The following is a 16591-nucleotide window of genomic DNA, read 5'->3' as shown; positions in this document are numbered from 1 at the left end:
CCTTGGTTGGCACTCTTTACTGCCCTGGTGGGTGCCGACCGTTGGTCGGCACACCTGCCCCTCACACCCGCCCGAACACCAGCGCGGCGTTGGTGCCACCGAAGCCGAAGCTGTTGGACATCACCGTATCCAGCTTCTGCTCGCGGCTTTCGCGCAGGATCGGGAAGCTCTCCACCTTCGGGTCCAGCTCGCCGATGTTGGCCGAACCGGCAACGAAGCCATCGCGCATCATCAGCAGGCAGTAGATCGCCTCGTGCACGCTCGCCGCACCGAGCGAATGGCCGGACAGCGCCTTGGTCGAGGACAGCGGCGGCACCGCATCGCCGAACACTTCGCGGATCGCATTGAGCTCGGTGACGTCGCCCAGCGGCGTGGAGGTGCCGTGGGTGTTGAGGTAGTCCAGCGGGCGATCGACGCCCTGCAGCGCCATCTTCATGCAGCGCACCGCGCCTTCGCCGGACGGAGCGACCATGTCGGCGCCGTCGGAGGTCACGCCATAGCCGATCAGTTCGGCATGGATGTGCGCGCCGCGCGCAACGGCGTGGTCGTAGTCCTCCAGCACCAGCATGCCGCCACCACCGGCGATGACGAAGCCGTCGCGGTCCTTGTCGTACGGACGCGAGGCGCTGGCCGGGGTTTCGTTGAAGCTGGTCGACAGCGCGCCCATCGCATCGAACATCACGCTCATCGACCAGTGCAGGTCTTCACCGCCACCGGCGAACATGATGTCCTGCGCGCCATGGCGGATCATGTCCGCGGCCGCGCCGATGCAGTGCGCCGAGGTCGCGCAGGCGGCCGACAGCGAATAGCTGACGCCCTTGATCTGGTAGGCCGTGGCCAGGCAGGCCGAGACCGTCGAGCACATCGTGCGCGGCACCATGTACGGGCCGACCTTGCGCACGCCACGTTCGCGCAGCAGGTCGACCGCGCCGATCTGCCATTCGCTGGAGCCGCCACCGGAACCGGCGATCAGGCCGGTGCGCAGGCTGCTGACCTGCTCGGCGCTGAGCCCGGCATCGGCGATGGCATCGCGCATGGCCAGATAGGCGAAGGCCGCTGCATCGCTCATGAAGCGCTTCTGCTTGCGGTCGATCAGCGCCTCCAGATCGAGGTCGACACGACCGCCGACCTGGCTGCGCAGGCCCGCTTCGGCGTGGTCGGCCAGGGCGGTGATGCCCGAGCGCCCTTCGCGCAGCGCGGCCGAAACGGTATCCAGATCATTGCCGAGGCAGGACGTGATGCCCATGCCGGTGATGACGACGCGACGCATCAGAAGCTCCCGGTTTCGGTGAACAGGCCGACGCGCAGGTCGCGCGCGCTGTAGATTTCGCGGTCATCCACATACATGCGGGCGTCCGACTGGGCCATCACCAGCTTGCGGTTGATGACGCGGCTGATGTCGATCTCGTAACGCACGAGCCTGGCTTCCGGCAGCACCTGGCCGGTGAACTTCACTTCGCCACAGCCCAGCGCGCGGCCCTTGCCGGGGGCGCCCAGCCAGGTCAGGAAGAAGCCGGTCAGCTGCCACATGGCGTCCAGGCCCAGGCAGCCGGGCATCACCGGGTCGCCGATGAAATGGCAGCCGAAGAACCACAGGTCCGGGCGGATATCCAGTTCGGCGCGTACCATGCCTTTGCCATGCGGTCCGCCGTCCTCGCGGATGTCGGTGATGCGGTCGAACATCAGCATCGGGTCGTTGGGCAGACGGCCGGCAGCGGTGCCGAACAGTTCACCGCGTGCGCTGGCCAGCAGCTGTTCGCGGTTGAACGCGTGGAGACGGGTCATGAAGCACAATCCTGGAAGCGAAGAACAGGGAAACAAGCGCCCGAGAATGCCCGTGGAAACTGCGCCGATCAAACATTTCAACCGTACGCAACCGTAGTGTTTTCAAGGGAATACGCGCATCCTGTTGATGTGCAACGACCATACTTCGGCGTGTGGCCCACCCGGCCCGGCCCTGCCTTTCCCACCTGACATGACCCGACTGCGCAAGATCATCCACGTTGACATGGACGCGTTCTACGCGTCGGTGGAGCAGCGCGACGATCCGTCACTGCGTGGCAAGCCGGTCGTCGTGGCATGGCGTGGCGCCCGCTCGGTGGTGTGTGCGGCGTCCTACGAGGCGCGCGTGTTCGGCGTGCGTTCGGCGATGCCCGCCGTGCGTGCCGAGCGCCTGTGCCCGGACGCGATCTTCGTGCCGCCGGACTTCGCGCGTTACAAGGCGGTGTCACAGCAGGTACGCGCGATCTTCCTGCGCCATACCGACCTGGTCGAGCCGCTGTCGCTGGACGAGGCCTATCTGGACGTGACCGAGCCGAAGAGTGGCATTGAACTGGCCACCGACATCGCCCGCACCATCCGCGCGCAGATCCGCGAGGAAACGAACCTGACTGCTTCAGCCGGGATCGCGCCGAACAAGTTCCTGGCCAAGATCGCCTCGGACTGGCGCAAGCCCGACGGCCAGTTCGTGATTCCGCCGCAGCGCGTGGATGCGTTCCTGGCGCCGCTGCCGGTGAACCGCGTGCCCGGTGTAGGCAAGGTCATGGAAGGCAAGCTGGCCGCGCGCGGCATCGCCACCTGCGGCGACCTGCGGCAGTGGGCCTTGATCGATCTGGAAGAGGCATTCGGCAGCTTCGGCCGCAGCCTGTACAACCGCGCACGTGGCATCGACGAGCGGCCGGTGGAACCGGATCAGCAGGTGCAGTCGATCTCCTCGGAGGACACCTTCGCCGAAGACCTGCTGCTGGAAGACCTGACCGAGGCGATCGTGCAGCTGGCAGGGAAGACCTGGAACGCCACGCGCAAGACCGAGCGCATCGGCCACACCGTGGTGCTGAAACTGAAGACCGCGCAGTTCCGCATCCTCACCCGCAGCTTCACCCCGGAGCGCCCGCCGGAATCGATGGAAGAGCTGCGCGACATCGCTCTGGCCCTGCGCGCCCGCGTCGACCTGCCGGCGGAGACCCGTTACCGCCTGGTCGGCGTCGGGCTGGGTGGCTTCCGCGAAAAGGAGCCGGTGGTGCAGGGGGAACTGTTCGAGCACGAACCCAACGATTCCCCGCGAAGCTGATCTATGTGTCGACCAAGGTCGACACCCACCCAAAGAAGGCCATGCCATCCAGACAGATTGCGGAGATCTGTCGAAGGCGGGGTGGGTCCGGTTGCGGGGGCGTGAGCGCCATGGATGGCGCGACCGAGCCTCCATGGACGGATTGACGGCGTCCCCCGCAACCGGACCCACCTCGCCATCCCACGGATAGCCAGCTGTTGCTGTTGCTTCGGCTGTTGCCGTTGCATTGAGCGGGTGCAGGGCGCAGCCCTGCAAAAGAAAACTCCCTACCTCACGGCCACTGCATCTCGCCCTTGGCCACCTTCGCACTCAGCTCCAGCGACGCCACGCCCGCCAGCTTCGGATAGCGCGCCTGCATCGCCTTCACCAGTGCCACACTGTCCTTGGCCTTTGCCGTCTCGGCATCGAACGCGCGGATGTAGTCCGCCGTGAACACCAGCGCGCTGGCATCCAGTGCGGCACCCGGCGCGTAATGCCCCGGCACCACCACCTTCGGCTTCAGCGCCTGCAACCGCTGCAGGGTCTGCAGCCAGTCGGCATGCGACTTCGGCGTCTGCGTGTCGGCCATCCACACGTGTTCACCGGCCACCACCGGAATGCCGCCGACGATCGCGCGCAGCGACGGCACCCACAGCACCGTGCGGTCCGGGGCCGGGCCATCCAGGCCGATCAGCGGCAGGCGCTGGCCTTCCAGCTGCAGGGCGTCGCCGTCCAGCACCTGCGGCACCACGATGCGCGACGGCACGTCGGCACCCATCTTCGGCCCCCAGTAGGCCAGCTTGCCGGCCTGGGTCTGCTGGATGTGGGCAACGGTCTGCGCAGTGGCGACGATGCGTGCCTGCGGGAACGCGTCCTGCAGGGTAGCCAGGCCGAAGTAGTAGTCCGGATCACCGTGGCTGATGTAGATCGTTGTCAGCTGCTTGCCGCTGGCGCGGATCAGCTCGACCAGCTTGCGCGCATCGCTGGCGCCGAACTGCGCATCGACCAGGATCGCGTCATGGCGGCCTTCGATCAGCACCGAAGACACCGAGAACATCGCCTGCGGTCCCGGATGGAAGGTCTGCAGGTGCAGCTGGGATCTGGTCGCCGTGGCCGGCGTCGGCGTGGCCGAAGCCGCCATCAGCGGAGCACTGGCGAAGGCGGCGGCCAGCGCGAGGGGAAGCAGCAGGGTAGCGGTGCGCATTGGGAATTCCTCGTGTCGGATGGGAGCGGAGCGCGGGCTATGCCGGGCGTCCTTGCCTGGCCCGCTGCGGGCCGTCGCAAGCGACGCTGGCAACGGCTCCTGCCGTTGCCTTCGGCTCTACAGCTGGGTAGCGCCGGGCTATGCCCGGCGGACGCCATGATCAGTACGCGGCCGTGATGATCTGCTTCGGGTACTGGTGCGCTTCCAGCTCGGCGACGAACGCGGCGCCGTAGTCGGCGTAGCTGATGCGGCTGTGGCCGCTGGCATCAGCGAGGAAGGCCTTGGGCTGCACGCGGTACTGGCCGCGCTCTTCGCCCGGGCCGATTTCGGCGGCCGGCGAGAAGAAGGTCCAGTCCAGGTCGTCCACCGCCTGCAGGCGATTGAAGGCTTCACGATGGGCCAGCGCGTACGGCTTGTAGGCCTCCGGGAAGTTGGGGGTATCGACCAGCTGCACGCCCGGCGCGACTTCCAGGCTGCCGGCGCCACCGACCACCACCAGGCGCGGTACACCGGCCTTGCGCGCGGCGGCGGCCAGCTGCGCGGCCACTTCGCCGACGCGGCCGATGTCATCGCCCGGACGCGGGCCATAGGCGCTGGCCAGCACGTCGTGGCCGGCGATGGCGGCGACCAGGGCATCCTGGTCATCCAGCGAGGCGATCACCGGATGGGCACCGGCCAGTTCGGCCGGAAGATCCTGCGCGCTGCGCACGATGACGGTGAGTTCGTGGCCGTTGGCCAGCGCGTGGCGGGCGATCTGGCGGCCGATGTTGCCGGTGGAACCAACGAGGGCGATCTTCATGGCAGGACTCCGTGGGGCGGTGTGGGGTGGGAATGGGGCCACTCTAGGCCGCTGCAGTCGCTCGAAAAACAGCGTATAACGCGCTTGTTTGTTGCATGGATCGAGCATATGGACCGACTGACCGCCATGACCGTATTCGTCGAGGTGGCCGAGCGCGGCAGCCTCACCGCCGCCGCCGAGGTGCTGGACATGTCGCGGGCGATGGTCAGCCGCTACCTGGCCGAGGTCGAGGCTTGGCTGGGCGCGCGCCTGCTGCACCGGACCACGCGCCGGGTCAGCCTGACCGGCCCCGGCGAGGCGGCGCTGGCGCGCTTCCGTCAGATGCTGGCCATCGGCGAGGAACTGCAGGGTGAGCTGGCCAGCGATGATCCGGAGCCGCATGGCACGCTGCGGGTGACTGCCAGCGTGTCGTTCGGGCAGAGCCACCTGGCGCGGGCGGTGGCCGGCTTTGTTGCGCGCCATCCGGCGGCACGCATCGAGCTGCTGCTGGTCGACCGCATGGTGAACCTGGTGGAAGAGCGGGTGGACCTTGCCGTGCGCATCGCCCGCCAGATCGATCCCAGCCTGATCGCACGACGGCTGGCCACCTGCCGCTCGGTGCTGTGCGCGACGCCGTCGTACCTGCAGGCGCGCGGTACGCCTACCGCCCCGGAACACCTGGCCGGGCACAACTGCCTGACCCATCACTACGTAGGCAAGAGCCTGTGGCAGCTGCACCGCGATGGCCGTTCGCTGTCGGTGGCGGTGGGCGGCAACATCAGCGCCAACGAAGCCTCGCTGTTGCTGGAAGCGGTGCGTGCGGGCGCCGGCATCGCGATGCTGCCGACCTACCAGGTGGCGCCACTGCTGCGCAGTGGCGAGCTGATCGAGTTGTTGCCCGAATTCAGTCTGGACGAACTCGGCATTCATGCCGTGTACGCATCACGGCGCCAGCAGCCCGCTATCATGCGGCGATTCCTGGATTTCCTGGGCGAGTGTTTCGCCAGCCCGGCCTTCCAGGATCTGGATTGGCGCCCACCGGGCAAGGAGAACACATGAACCATGGACAGGCCTTGATCGACCACAACCGTGCTGCCTGGGACCGCCAGGCCAGCGAAGTGCGCGAATGGTCGCGCCCGGTGGAAAGCTCAACGATTGCCGCCGCGCGCGATGGCCGCTGGCAGGTGCACCTGACCCCGCGCGCGCTGCCGCTGGACTGGCTGGGGGATGTGCGCGGCCGCCGCATCCTCTGCCTGGCCTCGGGCGGTGGCCAGCAGGCCCCGGTGCTGGCGGCGGCCGGGGCGGAGGTGACCGTGTTCGATCTGTCCGATGGCCAGCTCGAGCAGGATCGTCAGGTGGCGGCGCGTGATGGCCTGCAACTGCGCACGGTGCAGGGCGACATGCGCGATCTGCACGCCTTCGCCAACGACAGCTTCGATGTGGTGTTCCACCCGATCTCCAACCTGTACGTGCCCGACGTCCGGCCGGTGTGGACCGAATGCCGCCGCGTGCTGGCGCGTGATGGCATGCTGATGGCCAGCTTCTACAACCCGGTGCTGTTCGTCGGCGCGCGCGATCCGCAGCTGGATGCACAGGGCCTGATCCGGCCGCAGTACGTCATTCCTTATTCGGATCTGGAAGACCTGCCACCGGCCGAGCGCGAGGCGAAACTGGCGCGGGGCGATGCGCTGACCTTCGGCCACAGCCTGACCGAACTGATCGGTGGCCAGCTGGATGCCGGCTTCGTCATCGATCGCTTCATGGAAGACTGGCAGCCGCAGCCGCGCTTCCTGATCGACCGCTATCTGCCCACCTTCCTGGCTACCCGCGCGCGCCGGATCGGCTGAGGCAGGCCTGCCCAAAATACTGCGGCGTACAATGGACGGCCCCACGTCGCACAGGTGCCGTTCCCTTGTCGTATCCCTATCCGCTGGTCGTGTTCGACCTCGATGGCACGCTGGTCGACAGCGCTGCCGATATTGCCGAAGCGCTGAACCGCACGCTGGAAGACATCGGCCTGGCGCGCGTGCCGGAAGCCACCGTGCTGGGCTGGATCGGTGACGGTGTGCGTCGTCTGGTCGAGCAGGCGGTGCAGGCCGCCGGCCGCGAGGTGGACCTGGCCGAGGTGATGCCGGTGTTCATGGTGCACTACCGTGAGTGCCTGCTGCGCAGCCCGCGACTGTTCGACGGCGTGGGCGAAGCGCTGGCGCAACTGCGTGCGCGCAACGTGCCGCTGGCGATCTGCACCAACAAGCCCGAAGCACTGGTGCCGCCGCTGCTGCAGCACCTGGGTATCGGTGATGCATTCGCGCTGGTACTGGGGGGGGATTCGCTGCCGCAGCGCAAGCCCAGTGGCGAGCCACTGCGGCACATCGCCGCGCACTTCGGGCTGCCGGTGGAGTCCTGCCTGATGGTGGGTGATTCGTTGACCGACTACCGCGCCGCCGAAGAGGCCGGCATGCCGATCGCGCTGGTGCGCTACGGCTATCCGCGCGGCCTGGACCTGGCCACCGCGCATGCGGTGGCGGTGATCGACGACCTGCGTGAACTGCCGGGGTTGTGGGGCTGAAGCAGGGGGTAGTGCCGGCCGCTGGCCGGCAACCCGGGATGCGTTGCCGAAGGTCATGATGTTGCCGGCCAGCGGCCGGCACTACCATGAACGTTGCGCTCACTTCGGCTGGTAACGCACGCTCAACTGGTACTCGCGGCCGGGCTGGTTGAACCATGCCACCGTTTCGTAGCGACGGTCGAAGACGTTGGCGGCGCGTGCCAGCAGCGACCACGATGGCGTCAGTGCGTACTCAGCGCGCAGGTCCAGCGTGCCGTAACCTCCCACCTTCACCGTGTTGGCGGCATCGTCGTAGCGCTTGCCGGCACCCTGCACGGTCAGGCCTGCGCGGAAATCGCCGAAGCGACGGTCGATGTCCAGGCGCGCGGTCTGCTGCGCGCGGCGTGGCAGCCAGTTGTCGAACTGGGTGCTGCCGCCGGTGCGGTTGCGCGGGTCGGTGTAGCTCAGCTGCGCGTTGATGTCGAAGCCGGCGAGCAGCACGCCACCGGTCAGCTCGGCACCGCGGATGCGGGCCTTCTCCACCTGCTGCATCTTGAAGGTTGCCGCATCGTAGGTGATCAGGTCATCGATGCGGGTTTCATACACGTCCAGGCCCCAGTGCCAGCCCTGGCCCTGCTGCGAAACGCCGAGGTTGGCGCTCTTGGACTTCTCCGGCTTCAACGTCGGCACGCCGCTCCACGGGTCGTACAGATCGCTGAAGGTCGGTGCCTTGAACGCCGTGCCATAGCTGGCGTTGAGGCGCAGGCCGTGGCCCAGCTCCATCGCCCAGCCAACGCTGCCGGTGGCGTGGTTGCCGAACTGCTGGTTGTCGTCGTTGCGTGCGCTGGCCTGCAGCTGGTGGCGGCCGAAGCGGCCCTGGTACTGCACGAATACGCCGGTGTTGCGGCGGCTGTCGACCAGGTAACCCGCGCTGCTGCCATCCAGGTTGTCTTCGCTCCAGTCCACGCCTGCGCTCAGCAGCTGGCCCTCGGCCACGCCGAAATCGCCCTGCAGGGAGGCGCTGTCGCGGTGGGTCTGTGCGCTGCCACGTGCACCGAAGTCGCCGAAGTTGTCCGACTCGTTGTCACTGCGGCCGACGTTTGCGGTGAATGCCAGGCGCTCGGACGGGGTGTAGCGCACCTTGCCGGCCAGCACCTGCTGGCGGGTTTCCGAATAGTTGTAGTAACCGTCGTAATGGTTCCTGCCGTCGGCGCGCAGGGCGCTGCCTTCCACGTTCCACTGCTCGTTGAAGGTGTAGCCACCGCGCAGGCTCTTGGACAGGTTGCGGTAGCCGTCGCGGTCGGGCTCGTCGGCGAAGCAGCCGGTGAACAGTGTGGCCGAGCCGCGGCAGGCATCGATGCCATCGGAATGCTGGTAGGCGATATCCGCACCGAACCAGCCGCGTTCGGTACCGCCGCCAATGCCACCGCTGGCTTCACGCAGGCCGTTGCTGCCACCGCCAAGCTGGAAGTGCGGGGCGAAATCGCCCTGGTTGCGGCGGGTGAAGATCTGGATCACGCCACCGATGGCGTCGGCGCCGTACAGGCTCGACTGCGGGCCGCGCACGATTTCCACGCGCTCGATCTGCGCCAGCGGCAGGTCCTGGTACATGGCCAGGCCGAGGTCGGCGCTGTTGATGCGCACGCCGTCCACCAGCACTACGGTGTGGCCGGAATTGGTACCGCGCAGGAACAGCGAGCTCTGCTTGCCGAGGCCGCCGGCATTGGCCAGGTTGATGCCGGCGCGACCGCGCAGCAGTTCCTGCAGCGAAGTGGCCTGGCTGGATTCGATCTGGGCGCGGTCGATCACCTGCGCCGGCGCGATGCTGTCCTGCAGGGCGATCGGGGTGCGGGTGGCAGTGACCAGGATCTGGTCGAGCGCGGTGGTGTCATTGGCGGCCTGGGCCAGCGCGGGCAGGGCGGCCAGCACGGCCAGGGACAGCATTCGGGACTGCAGCTTCATGGGGGACTCCGGGTGCCACGCACGCCCGCGTGGCGAAGGGGAGGAGCCGCGAAGGCAGGCGTGCGCCGATGCCGCAGCGCACGCCACGGTCATCCAGCGCCATGCCCACCGCATCGCGACCTGAGGCTTCCGGGCCGGTCTCCGGGCTTGCCGCCGGGTGGCGCGAGGCCACCGTCCAGGCGCCTTCCCATGCCTGCGGCACAGTGGCGGTGTTGCCTGGAACTGACGTGCTTACCGTTGCGGGGGCAGCGCCGGCCTGGCGTGGAATCACGCGTCACCGGCTTCCCGTTTCAACCTGCCGGCCATGGCCGCAGGTCACCTGGAAGTGCGCGCAGTCTACGGCATCGCAGGCCGTCCCGTTGCGTCGCGCCTGCGCGACTGCCTTTGCTGTGCCTTTAGAATGGTTGCTCGATCCCGTGGTGCCGTTGCCGATGTCCGCCCGTTTTCCGCTGTACCTGCGTCGCCCGTCCGGGACGCGCGCATGATCCTCGACCTGGTCCGCCATGCCGGCAATGGCCGTGATGAGTTCCTTGATGGCCGCAGCGACCCACCGCAGCTGGCCGGCCTGCCACAGGAGCTGGTCGAGGCCTACGCCGGGCAACGCTGGGAGCGGGTGATCAGTTCACCGCGGTTGCGCGCGCTGCATACGGCGATGGCCCTGGCCACGCCGCGTGGGCTGGACGTGGAAGCGGACGAGGAATGGGAAGAACTGGACTTCGGCGATTGGGACGGGCGGTCGCTGTTCGACCTGCCGGAGGATGCACTGGCGGCCTTCCATGCCGATCCGCACGCGTTCCCACCGCCCAATGGCGAGAGCTGGGGCCACTTCGAGCGGCGCATCGCGCGCGCGCTGGATCGCCTGCTCGATGATGACGATCCGGTACCGACGCTGGTGGTCAGCCATGGCGGCCCGTTGCGCATGGTGCTGTCGCAGGTCTGCGGCCTGCCGATGTCGCTGTGCTGGGCGCTGCGTATCGATCACGGCACGCGCCTGCGGGTGTGGCTGGAGCGCGGCGAGATCGGGCTGGTGGGTGAGCTGCTGGAGCTGCAGCAGCCCTGAGCGCACTCGCCGGGCATGGCCCGGCGCTACCGATCCCGCATCACACTGGTAGTGCCGGCCGCTGGCCGGCATCCCCAGGAACGCGGAGGCCTCAATCCTCGTCCGCGCCCTCGGCCACGCTGTCCTCAGCGTCATCGTCGGCATCGAAGCGCTGCTCATGCACCGGGCCCGATGCCGGGCCGGCTGCCTTCAGCGGATGCGCAGCGATGCGTGCTTCGTAATCCTGCACCAGTGCTTCACGCTGTGGCTCGCTCAGCTCCTGCCAATGGCAGTCCAGCAACGCGCCTTCCAGCGAGTACAGCAGGTTCAGGCTGGGCTTGAAGCCGGCGCGCTTGACCTTGACGAAGGCGCCGACGGCTCCGATCGCGACCAGGTCGTCGCGGCTGCGCAGGCCGACCTGGCGCAGCCACGCCGCACTTTTCGGGCCGATGTTGCGCAGCTTCGGTGCGCTCATCCCAGCGCCTCGACGAACACGCGGGCGATGGCTTCCAGGCCAGCCTGGTCGTCGGCATCGAAGCGGCCGACCTTCGGGCTGTCGATGTCGAACACGCCGATCAGTTCATCGCCGCGCAGCAGCGGCACCACCAGTTCCGAGCGCGAGGCCGAATCGCAGGCGATGTGGCCGGGGAAGGCGTCGACGTCCTCTACGCGCTGGGTCACGCGCTGGCTGGCGGCGGCACCGCACACGCCCTTGTCCAGCGGGATGCGCACGCAGGCCGGCAGGCCCTGGAACGGGCCGACCACCAGCTCCTTGCCGTCGTACAGGTAGAAGCCCACCCAGTTCAGGTCGGGCAGGGCGTGGTAGACCAGGGCCGAGAGGTTGGCCGCGTTGGCGATGCGGTCGGACTCGGCATAGACCAGGCCACGGGCCTGTTCCAGCAGCTGGGCGTATTGTTCCGGCTTGCTGCCGGTGAGCGAGGCATTGGCGAACATGCCAGCAGTCTAGCAAGCGTGCCGGGCCAGCGATAATGCACACACTGTTGCCCTGTTGGAGCCCGTCGATGCCGTTGCCCGCCACGCTGCCGCCCGCCCTGTTCGTCACCGGCACCGATACCGAGATCGGCAAGACCGCGGCCAGCACCGCGCTGCTGCACGCACTGCGCCGGCGCGGCCTGCGTGCGGTGGGCATGAAGCCGGTGGCCAGCGGCAGCGAAGACCTGGGCCAGGGCCTGCGCAACGAAGACGCATTGGCCCTGCAGGCGGCCAGCTGGCCGGTACCGGACTATGCCGATCTGAACCCATATGCGTTGCGCCAGCCGCTGGCACCGGAGCTGGCCGCTGCCGAGGACGGCGTGCAGGTGGAGCTGGCGCCGATCGTGGCAGCGTTCGAGCGGCTGCGCGCGCAGACCGATGTCGTGGTGGTGGAGGGGGTTGGCGGTTGGCTGGCGCCGGTCTCGGCCACGCTCGACCAGCTCGACCTGGTGCGCGCATTGCGGTTGCCGGTGTTGCTGGTGGTGGGCATGCGGCTGGGCTGCGTCAACCACGCGCGTCTGACCGCGCAGTCGCTGCAGGCCAGCGGCGTGGAGTGCCTGGGCTGGATCGGCAACCACATCGACCCGGCGATGCAGCGCCAGGATGAGAACATCGCAACGCTGCAGCAGCGCCTGCCGATGCCGTGCTGGGGGCGGCTGCCGCATCTGCCGGGAGCGGATGGCGAAGCGCTGAGCGCGCGTCTGCTCGAGTGATCCTGGGTAGTGCCGGCCGCTGGCCGGCAACTGCACCACCCGGTGATCCCGATGTTGCCGGCCAGCGGCCGGCACTACCGTGCTGCGGCCGCCAGCTCCCGCGCGATCGCACCCAACCGCTCCACCGCGCCGATGAAGCGTGCATCCAGCGTCTGGCAGCACGACAGCCGCAGGCAATGGCGATACCGCGCGCCGCGTGAATACACCTGGCCGGGCATGAACACGATGTCCTCCTGCAGTGCACGCTCGAACAGCTCGCGCGTGTCCACGCCCGGCAGTTCCAGCCACAGCAGGAAGCCACCCTGCGGTTCGGTGGCGCGGGTGCCGGCCGGGAAGTGTTCGGCCACCAGCTGGCGCAGCCGTCCGACCTGCTCGCGGTACAGCCGGCGCATGCGATGCAGGTGGTGCTCGTAGCTGCCCGCTTCCAGATAGGCCGCCACCGCGTCGCCCAGCAGCTGCGGCTCGCCGCCGGTGGACTGGAATTTCAGCAGCGCGATGCGCTCGGCGAAGCGGCCGCCATCGAGCCAGCCGATGCGGTAATCCGGCGCCAGCGTCTTGGAAAAGCCGCCGACCACCATCACCCAGCCATCGCGATCGAAGGCCTTCAGGAGCGGTGCCGGCGGTTCGCAGAACTGCAGCTCGGCATACACCGCATCTTCGATCAGCGGCAGCTGGCGTGCGTTGACCAGTTCGGCCAGGCGTTGCTTGGCGGCGGTCGGCATGGTGCAGCCGAGCGGGTTATGCACGGTCGGCATCACCACCAGTGCGGCCAGCGGCGTGTGCTCCAGCAGCGCATCCAGCGCATCCACATCCAGGCCGAGCTGCGGATGGGTGGGCAGTTCGATGGCCTGCAGGCCGAGGTTGGCCAGCAACGGGTAGAGGTTGAAGTAGGACGGCGCCTCGATGCCGACCGCATCACCGGGCTGGGTGACTGCACGCAGCGCCAGCTGCAGCCCTTCCATCGCACCGTGGGTCAGCAGCAGGCGTTCGCTGTGGGTATGCAGGCCCATGCGCGGGCCGCGGCGCACGATCTGCGCCAGCAGCCGTGGCGAGCCGTTGGGGCGTGCATAGGTCTCCACGGTCTGCTGGCCATGGCGCAGTACCTGCGCCGTGTGCTTGGCCAGCTGCGCTCCGGGGTAGAACTGGCGACCGCGCGGGCCGGCAAAGGCCAGGTCGATCACGCCGGGGCGGCGCTGTGCTTCCAGCACGCGGGCCATCAGTACCTGCTGCAGCGGCGCGGTGGGCGCAGAAGGTGTGTCGCGCAGCGAACGTTCCGGCACCGACAGCCGCGGCGCGACCTCGAAGCCGGCCTTGGGCCGCGGAATGACCAGACCAGCGTCTTCCAGCTGGCGGTAGGCGGCGATCACCGTGTTCAGGCTGAGCCGGCGCTGCAGGGCCATCTGCCGCAGCGAAGGCAGGCGGCTGCCGACCGGAAGGCGTCCGCCGTGGATGGCCTCGGCCAGTTCGTCGGACAGCCGTTGGTAGCGGGGGGGGATCATTGCGCTCTGATCATCTGTATCCATCGAGTTTCCCGCCATCTGGTGCTGTACCCATGATGACGGCGAGCCTAGCATGTCGTTGTCGGCCGGGCCTGATCGGGGCACGGCCGGTACTTTCCAAGCGCACGGCTGGATGGCCGTGCGTCTTTTTTTGGAGGTGGTGCCGGCCGCTGGCCGGCAATCCCCTTGGACCGCAGGAGCCGGCCAGCGGCCGGCACTACCCGGGTCGTTACCGAATTGGCAGGTGCGTCACCGAGCGCCAGCCGGCCCCACGGAAATGCCGTCAGCGCATCGGCACCAGCACCGCATCGCGCCGGTACAGCACCGGGAACTGCTTGCCCAAGGCGGCCAGCTTCGGCGCGTCGTAGTAGCGGATGTAGGCGGCCTGCGGGTAGTTGGTCATGTAGTTCTGGTGGTAGCTCTCGGCCGGGTAGAAGCGCTGGCCGCTGACCAGCTGGGTGACGATCGGTGCGCGGTAGCTGCCGGCCTGGCCGAGCTGGGCGATGTAGGCGCGGCTGGCTGCCTGCTGGCGGGCGTCATCAGTGAAGATCGCCGACCGGTACTGGCTGCCGTGGTCGGGCCCCTGACGGTTGAGCTGGGTCGGGTCGTGCACCACCGAGAAGAACACCTGCATCAACTGCCCATAGCTGACCTGGCGTGGGTCGTAGTCGACCTTCACCGCTTCGGCATGACCGGTCTGACCGCTGCTGACCCGCTCATAGCGGGCATTGGCAGCGCTGCCACCGATGTAGCCGGACACCGCATTACTCACGCCTTTGACATGCTGGAACACACCCTGCACGCCCCAGAAGCAACCGCCGGCGAACACCACGCTGGCGTGGGTGGCGTCATCGCGGAACGCAGCGTCGCCCGTGGGTACAGGGAGTGCCTGGGTCTGCGCGCGGGCTTCGACCGGTGCCGCGATGGCGCCATGGTCAACGAGCAGCACGCCGGCGATGAGTGCCGTGGCCACCAGTCCGGCAACGCCAGCGGCAATGCCCTGTTCAAAGGAGAATTTCATCGTGTCCTCCCGGTTCAACCGAAGGTGAAGGCATAGGCCTGCACGCCCGCATCGAGGAATTCGATCTCGAAGCGGTGCGGGCTGACCGTGCCGCGTTGGCGCACCAGCTGGTAGAGGCGGTGCTCGTCGACCACGCCGCTGCCATCGGCGCCGACATCAGTGCCGGCATCGGTGGCGGGCAATGGCTTGCCATCCAGCAGGACGCGGAAGCGCACCGGCTTTCCTTCCTGGCCCGGTGCCAGCACCAGGTGCAGGTCGCGCGCATGGAACTGGAAGGCGATGCGGCCACCGGCCTGCTGCAGCTGCGCAGCCTCGTCGGTAACGGTCCAGCGTCCGGACAGGCCCCACTGGTTCAACGCCAGGCTGGCCGGCAACGTGTAGTCGAACGCGGTGTCGCTGCGCTGCCCACCGGGCGAGGCGAACTGCTCGGCACGGGCGTGGCCCAGATAGGTTTCCGGCGAGCGCAGATTGCCCATGTCGGCCTGCGCAGCCACGCCCTTCAGATCGGCGGCGGCCGGATCGGCCGGCGGTGGCAGGTTCGTCTGGCCGGCCTCGGTCAGCAAGCGGCGGATCACCTGTTCCGAACGCGCATAGTTGCCCTCGCCGAACTGGTGGCCGCGGATGTTGCCCTGCGCATCAACGAAGTACTGCGCCGGCCAGTAGCGGTTGTTGAACGCGCGCCAGATCGTGTACTGGTTGTCCAGCGCCACCGGGTACTCGACCTTCAGCTGCTGCACCGCCTTCATCACATTGCGCGGGTCACGCTCGAAGGCGAATTCCGGGGTGTGCACGCCGATCACCACCAGGCCGTGGTCGCGATAACGGCGCTCCCATTCGTGCACGAATGGCATCGCGCGCAGGCAGTTGATGCACGAGTACGTCCAGAAATCGACCAGCACCACCTTGCCGCGCAGCTGCTGGGCCGTCAGCGGCGGGCTGTTGAGCCAGCCGGTGGCACCATCCAGCGCGGGCAGGGTGCCTTCCACTGGCAGCGGTGCACTGGCACCCGCATCGGGGCCCGCCATCATCATCATCGACGGTGCTGCCGGCTGCGTGCCGGGTACCGCATCCAGCAGGCCCTGCTCGATACGCGCGGTGCTGACCGTGGAAAGACGGGTCAGCAGGCCGGTATCCCAGCCCAGGCCGATCGCCACCACCGCCAGCAAGGCGGCCACGCCCAGCACCTTGCGCAGCACATCGCCAAGGCCAAGCCGCGCGTGCAGCGCACGGAACACGCGGCCGCCCACCCACACGGCCAGGGCCAGCGCCGTGATCGCGCCCAGCGCATATGCCAGCAGCAGGGCAGTGGTACCCACGCTGGCGCCATGCAGCGCGGCACCGGTCAGCACCAGGCCGAGGATCGGCCCGGCGCAGGGCGCCCACAGCAGGCCGGTGGCGATGCCGATCAGCAGCGAGGTCCACGCACCGCCACGCCCCGCTGCGTCGGTCGCATCGGCACGCGCGCTCAAGCGGGCACCCACGCGCTGGAACGGCGCCAGCAGATGGTCGGCCAGTCGTGGCCAGAGCAATGCCAGTGCGAACAGCGCCATCAGCAGCAGGGCGATCCAGCGTCCGACCTGGTTGGCCTGTGCCACCCATTGGCTGCCCACCGCAGCCAGGCTGGCGACCACGGTGAAGGTGAGTGCCATGCCCAGCAGCAGCGGCAGCGTGCTGCGCAGGAAGGGGCGGTCGGCACGGGCGAACACGAACGGCAGCACCGGCAGTATGCAGGGACTGAGCAGGGTCAGCGCGCCCCCCAGGTAGGCAAGCAGCAACAGCAGCATC

At 68.2% G+C, this 16591-nt stretch carries 16 protein-coding genes and 1 riboswitch; of the genes, 6 read left to right on the top strand and 10 right to left on the bottom strand.

What is annotated here, in order from left to right:
• Window positions 1-61 precede the first annotated feature (61 nt).
• Window positions 62-1270 (bottom strand): beta-ketoacyl-ACP synthase I, encoded by a 1209-nt coding sequence (gene fabB / locus JLDANKMP_RS11135; protein ID WP_012479031.1) that lies wholly within the window; start codon window positions 1268-1270, stop codon window positions 62-64.
• A complete protein-coding gene (gene fabA, locus JLDANKMP_RS11130; protein WP_005412134.1) occupies window positions 1270-1785 on the bottom strand; it encodes a 3-hydroxyacyl-[acyl-carrier-protein] dehydratase FabA in 516 nt (171 codons plus the stop codon). The genes fabB and fabA overlap by 1 nt, the downstream gene beginning before the upstream one ends.
• Before the next feature lie 190 nt (window positions 1786-1975).
• Between fabA and dinB the strand changes: the two genes are divergently transcribed.
• A complete protein-coding gene (gene dinB / locus JLDANKMP_RS11125; protein WP_212561110.1) occupies window positions 1976-3070 on the top strand; it encodes a DNA polymerase IV in 1095 nt (364 codons plus the stop codon).
• A 271-nt stretch (window positions 3071-3341) separates the two neighbouring features.
• On the opposite strand, the gene JLDANKMP_RS11120 is transcribed toward dinB, so the two are convergent.
• Window positions 3342-4253, bottom strand: coding sequence for an MBL fold metallo-hydrolase (locus JLDANKMP_RS11120; protein WP_212561109.1), 912 nt, complete (start codon window positions 4251-4253; stop codon window positions 3342-3344).
• Window positions 4254-4413: 160 nt separating this feature from the next.
• On the bottom strand, window positions 4414-5052 hold the full coding sequence (locus JLDANKMP_RS11115) for an NAD(P)H-binding protein (protein WP_099527683.1): 639 nt from the start codon (window positions 5050-5052) through the stop codon (window positions 4414-4416).
• 108 nt (window positions 5053-5160) lie between these two features.
• On the opposite strand from JLDANKMP_RS11115, the gene JLDANKMP_RS11110 reads away from it, so the two are divergent.
• The 3 genes from JLDANKMP_RS11110 (at window position 5161) to gph (ending at window position 7600) form a co-directional block, all read left to right on the top strand.
• Entirely contained in the window at window positions 5161-6090 is a 930-nt protein-coding gene (locus JLDANKMP_RS11110; protein WP_212561108.1) for a LysR family transcriptional regulator, read from the top strand.
• Window positions 6087-6878, top strand: a complete 792-nt coding sequence (locus tag JLDANKMP_RS11105; RefSeq protein ID WP_212561107.1) for a class I SAM-dependent methyltransferase — start codon at window positions 6087-6089, stop codon at window positions 6876-6878. Before JLDANKMP_RS11110 ends, JLDANKMP_RS11105 begins: the two co-directional genes overlap by 4 nt.
• Before the next feature lie 65 nt (window positions 6879-6943).
• Window positions 6944-7600: a phosphoglycolate phosphatase gene (gene gph / locus JLDANKMP_RS11100; protein ID WP_212561106.1), complete on the top strand. Its 657-nt coding sequence runs from the start codon at window positions 6944-6946 to the stop codon at window positions 7598-7600.
• 99 nt (window positions 7601-7699) lie between these two features.
• Here gph and btuB read toward each other — a convergent pair whose 3' ends face one another.
• Entirely contained in the window at window positions 7700-9541 is a 1842-nt protein-coding gene (gene btuB / locus JLDANKMP_RS11095) for a TonB-dependent vitamin B12 receptor (RefSeq protein WP_138970088.1), read from the bottom strand.
• A 114-nt stretch (window positions 9542-9655) separates the two neighbouring features.
• A riboswitch (cobalamin riboswitch) is annotated at window positions 9656-9879 on the bottom strand.
• 143 nt (window positions 9880-10022) lie between these two features.
• On the opposite strand from btuB, the gene JLDANKMP_RS11090 reads away from it, so the two are divergent.
• The gene (locus JLDANKMP_RS11090; protein ID WP_005407938.1) at window positions 10023-10601 is read left to right on the top strand and encodes a histidine phosphatase family protein; all 579 of its coding nucleotides are present in this window, start codon (window positions 10023-10025) and stop codon (window positions 10599-10601) included.
• A 91-nt stretch (window positions 10602-10692) separates the two neighbouring features.
• On the opposite strand, the gene JLDANKMP_RS11085 is transcribed toward JLDANKMP_RS11090, so the two are convergent.
• Together JLDANKMP_RS11085 and JLDANKMP_RS11080 are read right to left on the bottom strand one after the other, a co-directional pair.
• On the bottom strand, window positions 10693-11055 hold the full coding sequence (locus JLDANKMP_RS11085; RefSeq protein WP_005407939.1) for a TfoX/Sxy family protein: 363 nt from the start codon (window positions 11053-11055) through the stop codon (window positions 10693-10695).
• Entirely contained in the window at window positions 11052-11534 is a 483-nt protein-coding gene (locus JLDANKMP_RS11080; protein ID WP_005407940.1) for a GAF domain-containing protein, read from the bottom strand. Before JLDANKMP_RS11080 ends, JLDANKMP_RS11085 begins: the two co-directional genes overlap by 4 nt.
• A gap of 68 nt (window positions 11535-11602) precedes the next feature.
• Between JLDANKMP_RS11080 and bioD the strand changes: the two genes are divergently transcribed.
• Window positions 11603-12286, top strand: a complete 684-nt coding sequence (gene bioD / locus JLDANKMP_RS11075) for a dethiobiotin synthase (protein ID WP_212561105.1) — start codon at window positions 11603-11605, stop codon at window positions 12284-12286.
• Window positions 12287-12360: 74 nt separating this feature from the next.
• On the opposite strand, the gene JLDANKMP_RS11070 is transcribed toward bioD, so the two are convergent.
• The 3 genes from JLDANKMP_RS11070 to JLDANKMP_RS11060 form a co-directional block, all read right to left on the bottom strand.
• Window positions 12361-13809, bottom strand: a complete 1449-nt coding sequence (locus JLDANKMP_RS11070; RefSeq protein WP_059036174.1) for a PLP-dependent aminotransferase family protein — start codon at window positions 13807-13809, stop codon at window positions 12361-12363.
• Window positions 13810-14068: 259 nt separating this feature from the next.
• Window positions 14069-14806, bottom strand: coding sequence for a peptide-methionine (S)-S-oxide reductase MsrA (gene msrA, locus JLDANKMP_RS11065; protein WP_212561104.1), 738 nt, complete (start codon window positions 14804-14806; stop codon window positions 14069-14071).
• 14 nt (window positions 14807-14820) lie between these two features.
• Window positions 14821-16590, bottom strand: a complete 1770-nt coding sequence (locus JLDANKMP_RS11060; protein WP_212561103.1) for a cytochrome c biogenesis protein CcdA — start codon at window positions 16588-16590, stop codon at window positions 14821-14823.
• Window position 16591 lies beyond the last annotated feature (1 nt).

This window comes from Stenotrophomonas sp. PE591, from assembly GCF_018320795.1.
Lineage (GTDB): Bacteria > Pseudomonadota > Gammaproteobacteria > Xanthomonadales > Xanthomonadaceae > Stenotrophomonas > Stenotrophomonas maltophilia.
Note: the sequence above shows the minus strand (reverse complement) of the source record. Positions and strands in the feature narration are given on the sequence as shown.

Bases quoted from the DNA above. Each gene is read 5' to 3' on its own strand.
- fabB (WP_012479031.1), bottom strand. From the start codon at position 1,270: ATGCGTCGCGTCGTCATCACCGGCATGGGCATCACGTCCTGCCTCGGC.
- fabA (WP_005412134.1), bottom strand. From the start codon at position 1,785: ATGACCCGTCTCCACGCGTTCAACCGCGAACAGCTGCTGGCCAGCGCA.
- dinB (WP_212561110.1), top strand. From the start codon at position 1,976: ATGACCCGACTGCGCAAGATCATCCACGTTGACATGGACGCGTTCTAC.
- JLDANKMP_RS11120 (WP_212561109.1), bottom strand. From the start codon at position 4,253: ATGCGCACCGCTACCCTGCTGCTTCCCCTCGCGCTGGCCGCCGCCTTC.
- JLDANKMP_RS11115 (WP_099527683.1), bottom strand. From the start codon at position 5,052: ATGAAGATCGCCCTCGTTGGTTCCACCGGCAACATCGGCCGCCAGATC.
- JLDANKMP_RS11110 (WP_212561108.1), top strand. From the start codon at position 5,161: ATGGACCGACTGACCGCCATGACCGTATTCGTCGAGGTGGCCGAGCGC.
- JLDANKMP_RS11105 (WP_212561107.1), top strand. From the start codon at position 6,087: ATGAACCATGGACAGGCCTTGATCGACCACAACCGTGCTGCCTGGGAC.
- btuB (WP_138970088.1), bottom strand. From the start codon at position 9,541: ATGAAGCTGCAGTCCCGAATGCTGTCCCTGGCCGTGCTGGCCGCCCTG.
- JLDANKMP_RS11090 (WP_005407938.1), top strand. From the start codon at position 10,023: ATGATCCTCGACCTGGTCCGCCATGCCGGCAATGGCCGTGATGAGTTC.
- JLDANKMP_RS11085 (WP_005407939.1), bottom strand. From the start codon at position 11,055: ATGAGCGCACCGAAGCTGCGCAACATCGGCCCGAAAAGTGCGGCGTGG.
- JLDANKMP_RS11080 (WP_005407940.1), bottom strand. From the start codon at position 11,534: ATGTTCGCCAATGCCTCGCTCACCGGCAGCAAGCCGGAACAATACGCC.
- bioD (WP_212561105.1), top strand. From the start codon at position 11,603: ATGCCGTTGCCCGCCACGCTGCCGCCCGCCCTGTTCGTCACCGGCACC.
- JLDANKMP_RS11070 (WP_059036174.1), bottom strand. From the start codon at position 13,809: ATGGATACAGATGATCAGAGCGCAATGATCCCCCCCCGCTACCAACGG.
- msrA (WP_212561104.1), bottom strand. From the start codon at position 14,806: ATGAAATTCTCCTTTGAACAGGGCATTGCCGCTGGCGTTGCCGGACTG.
- JLDANKMP_RS11060 (WP_212561103.1), bottom strand. From the start codon at position 16,590: ATGCTGCTGTTGCTGCTTGCCTACCTGGGGGGCGCGCTGACCCTGCTC.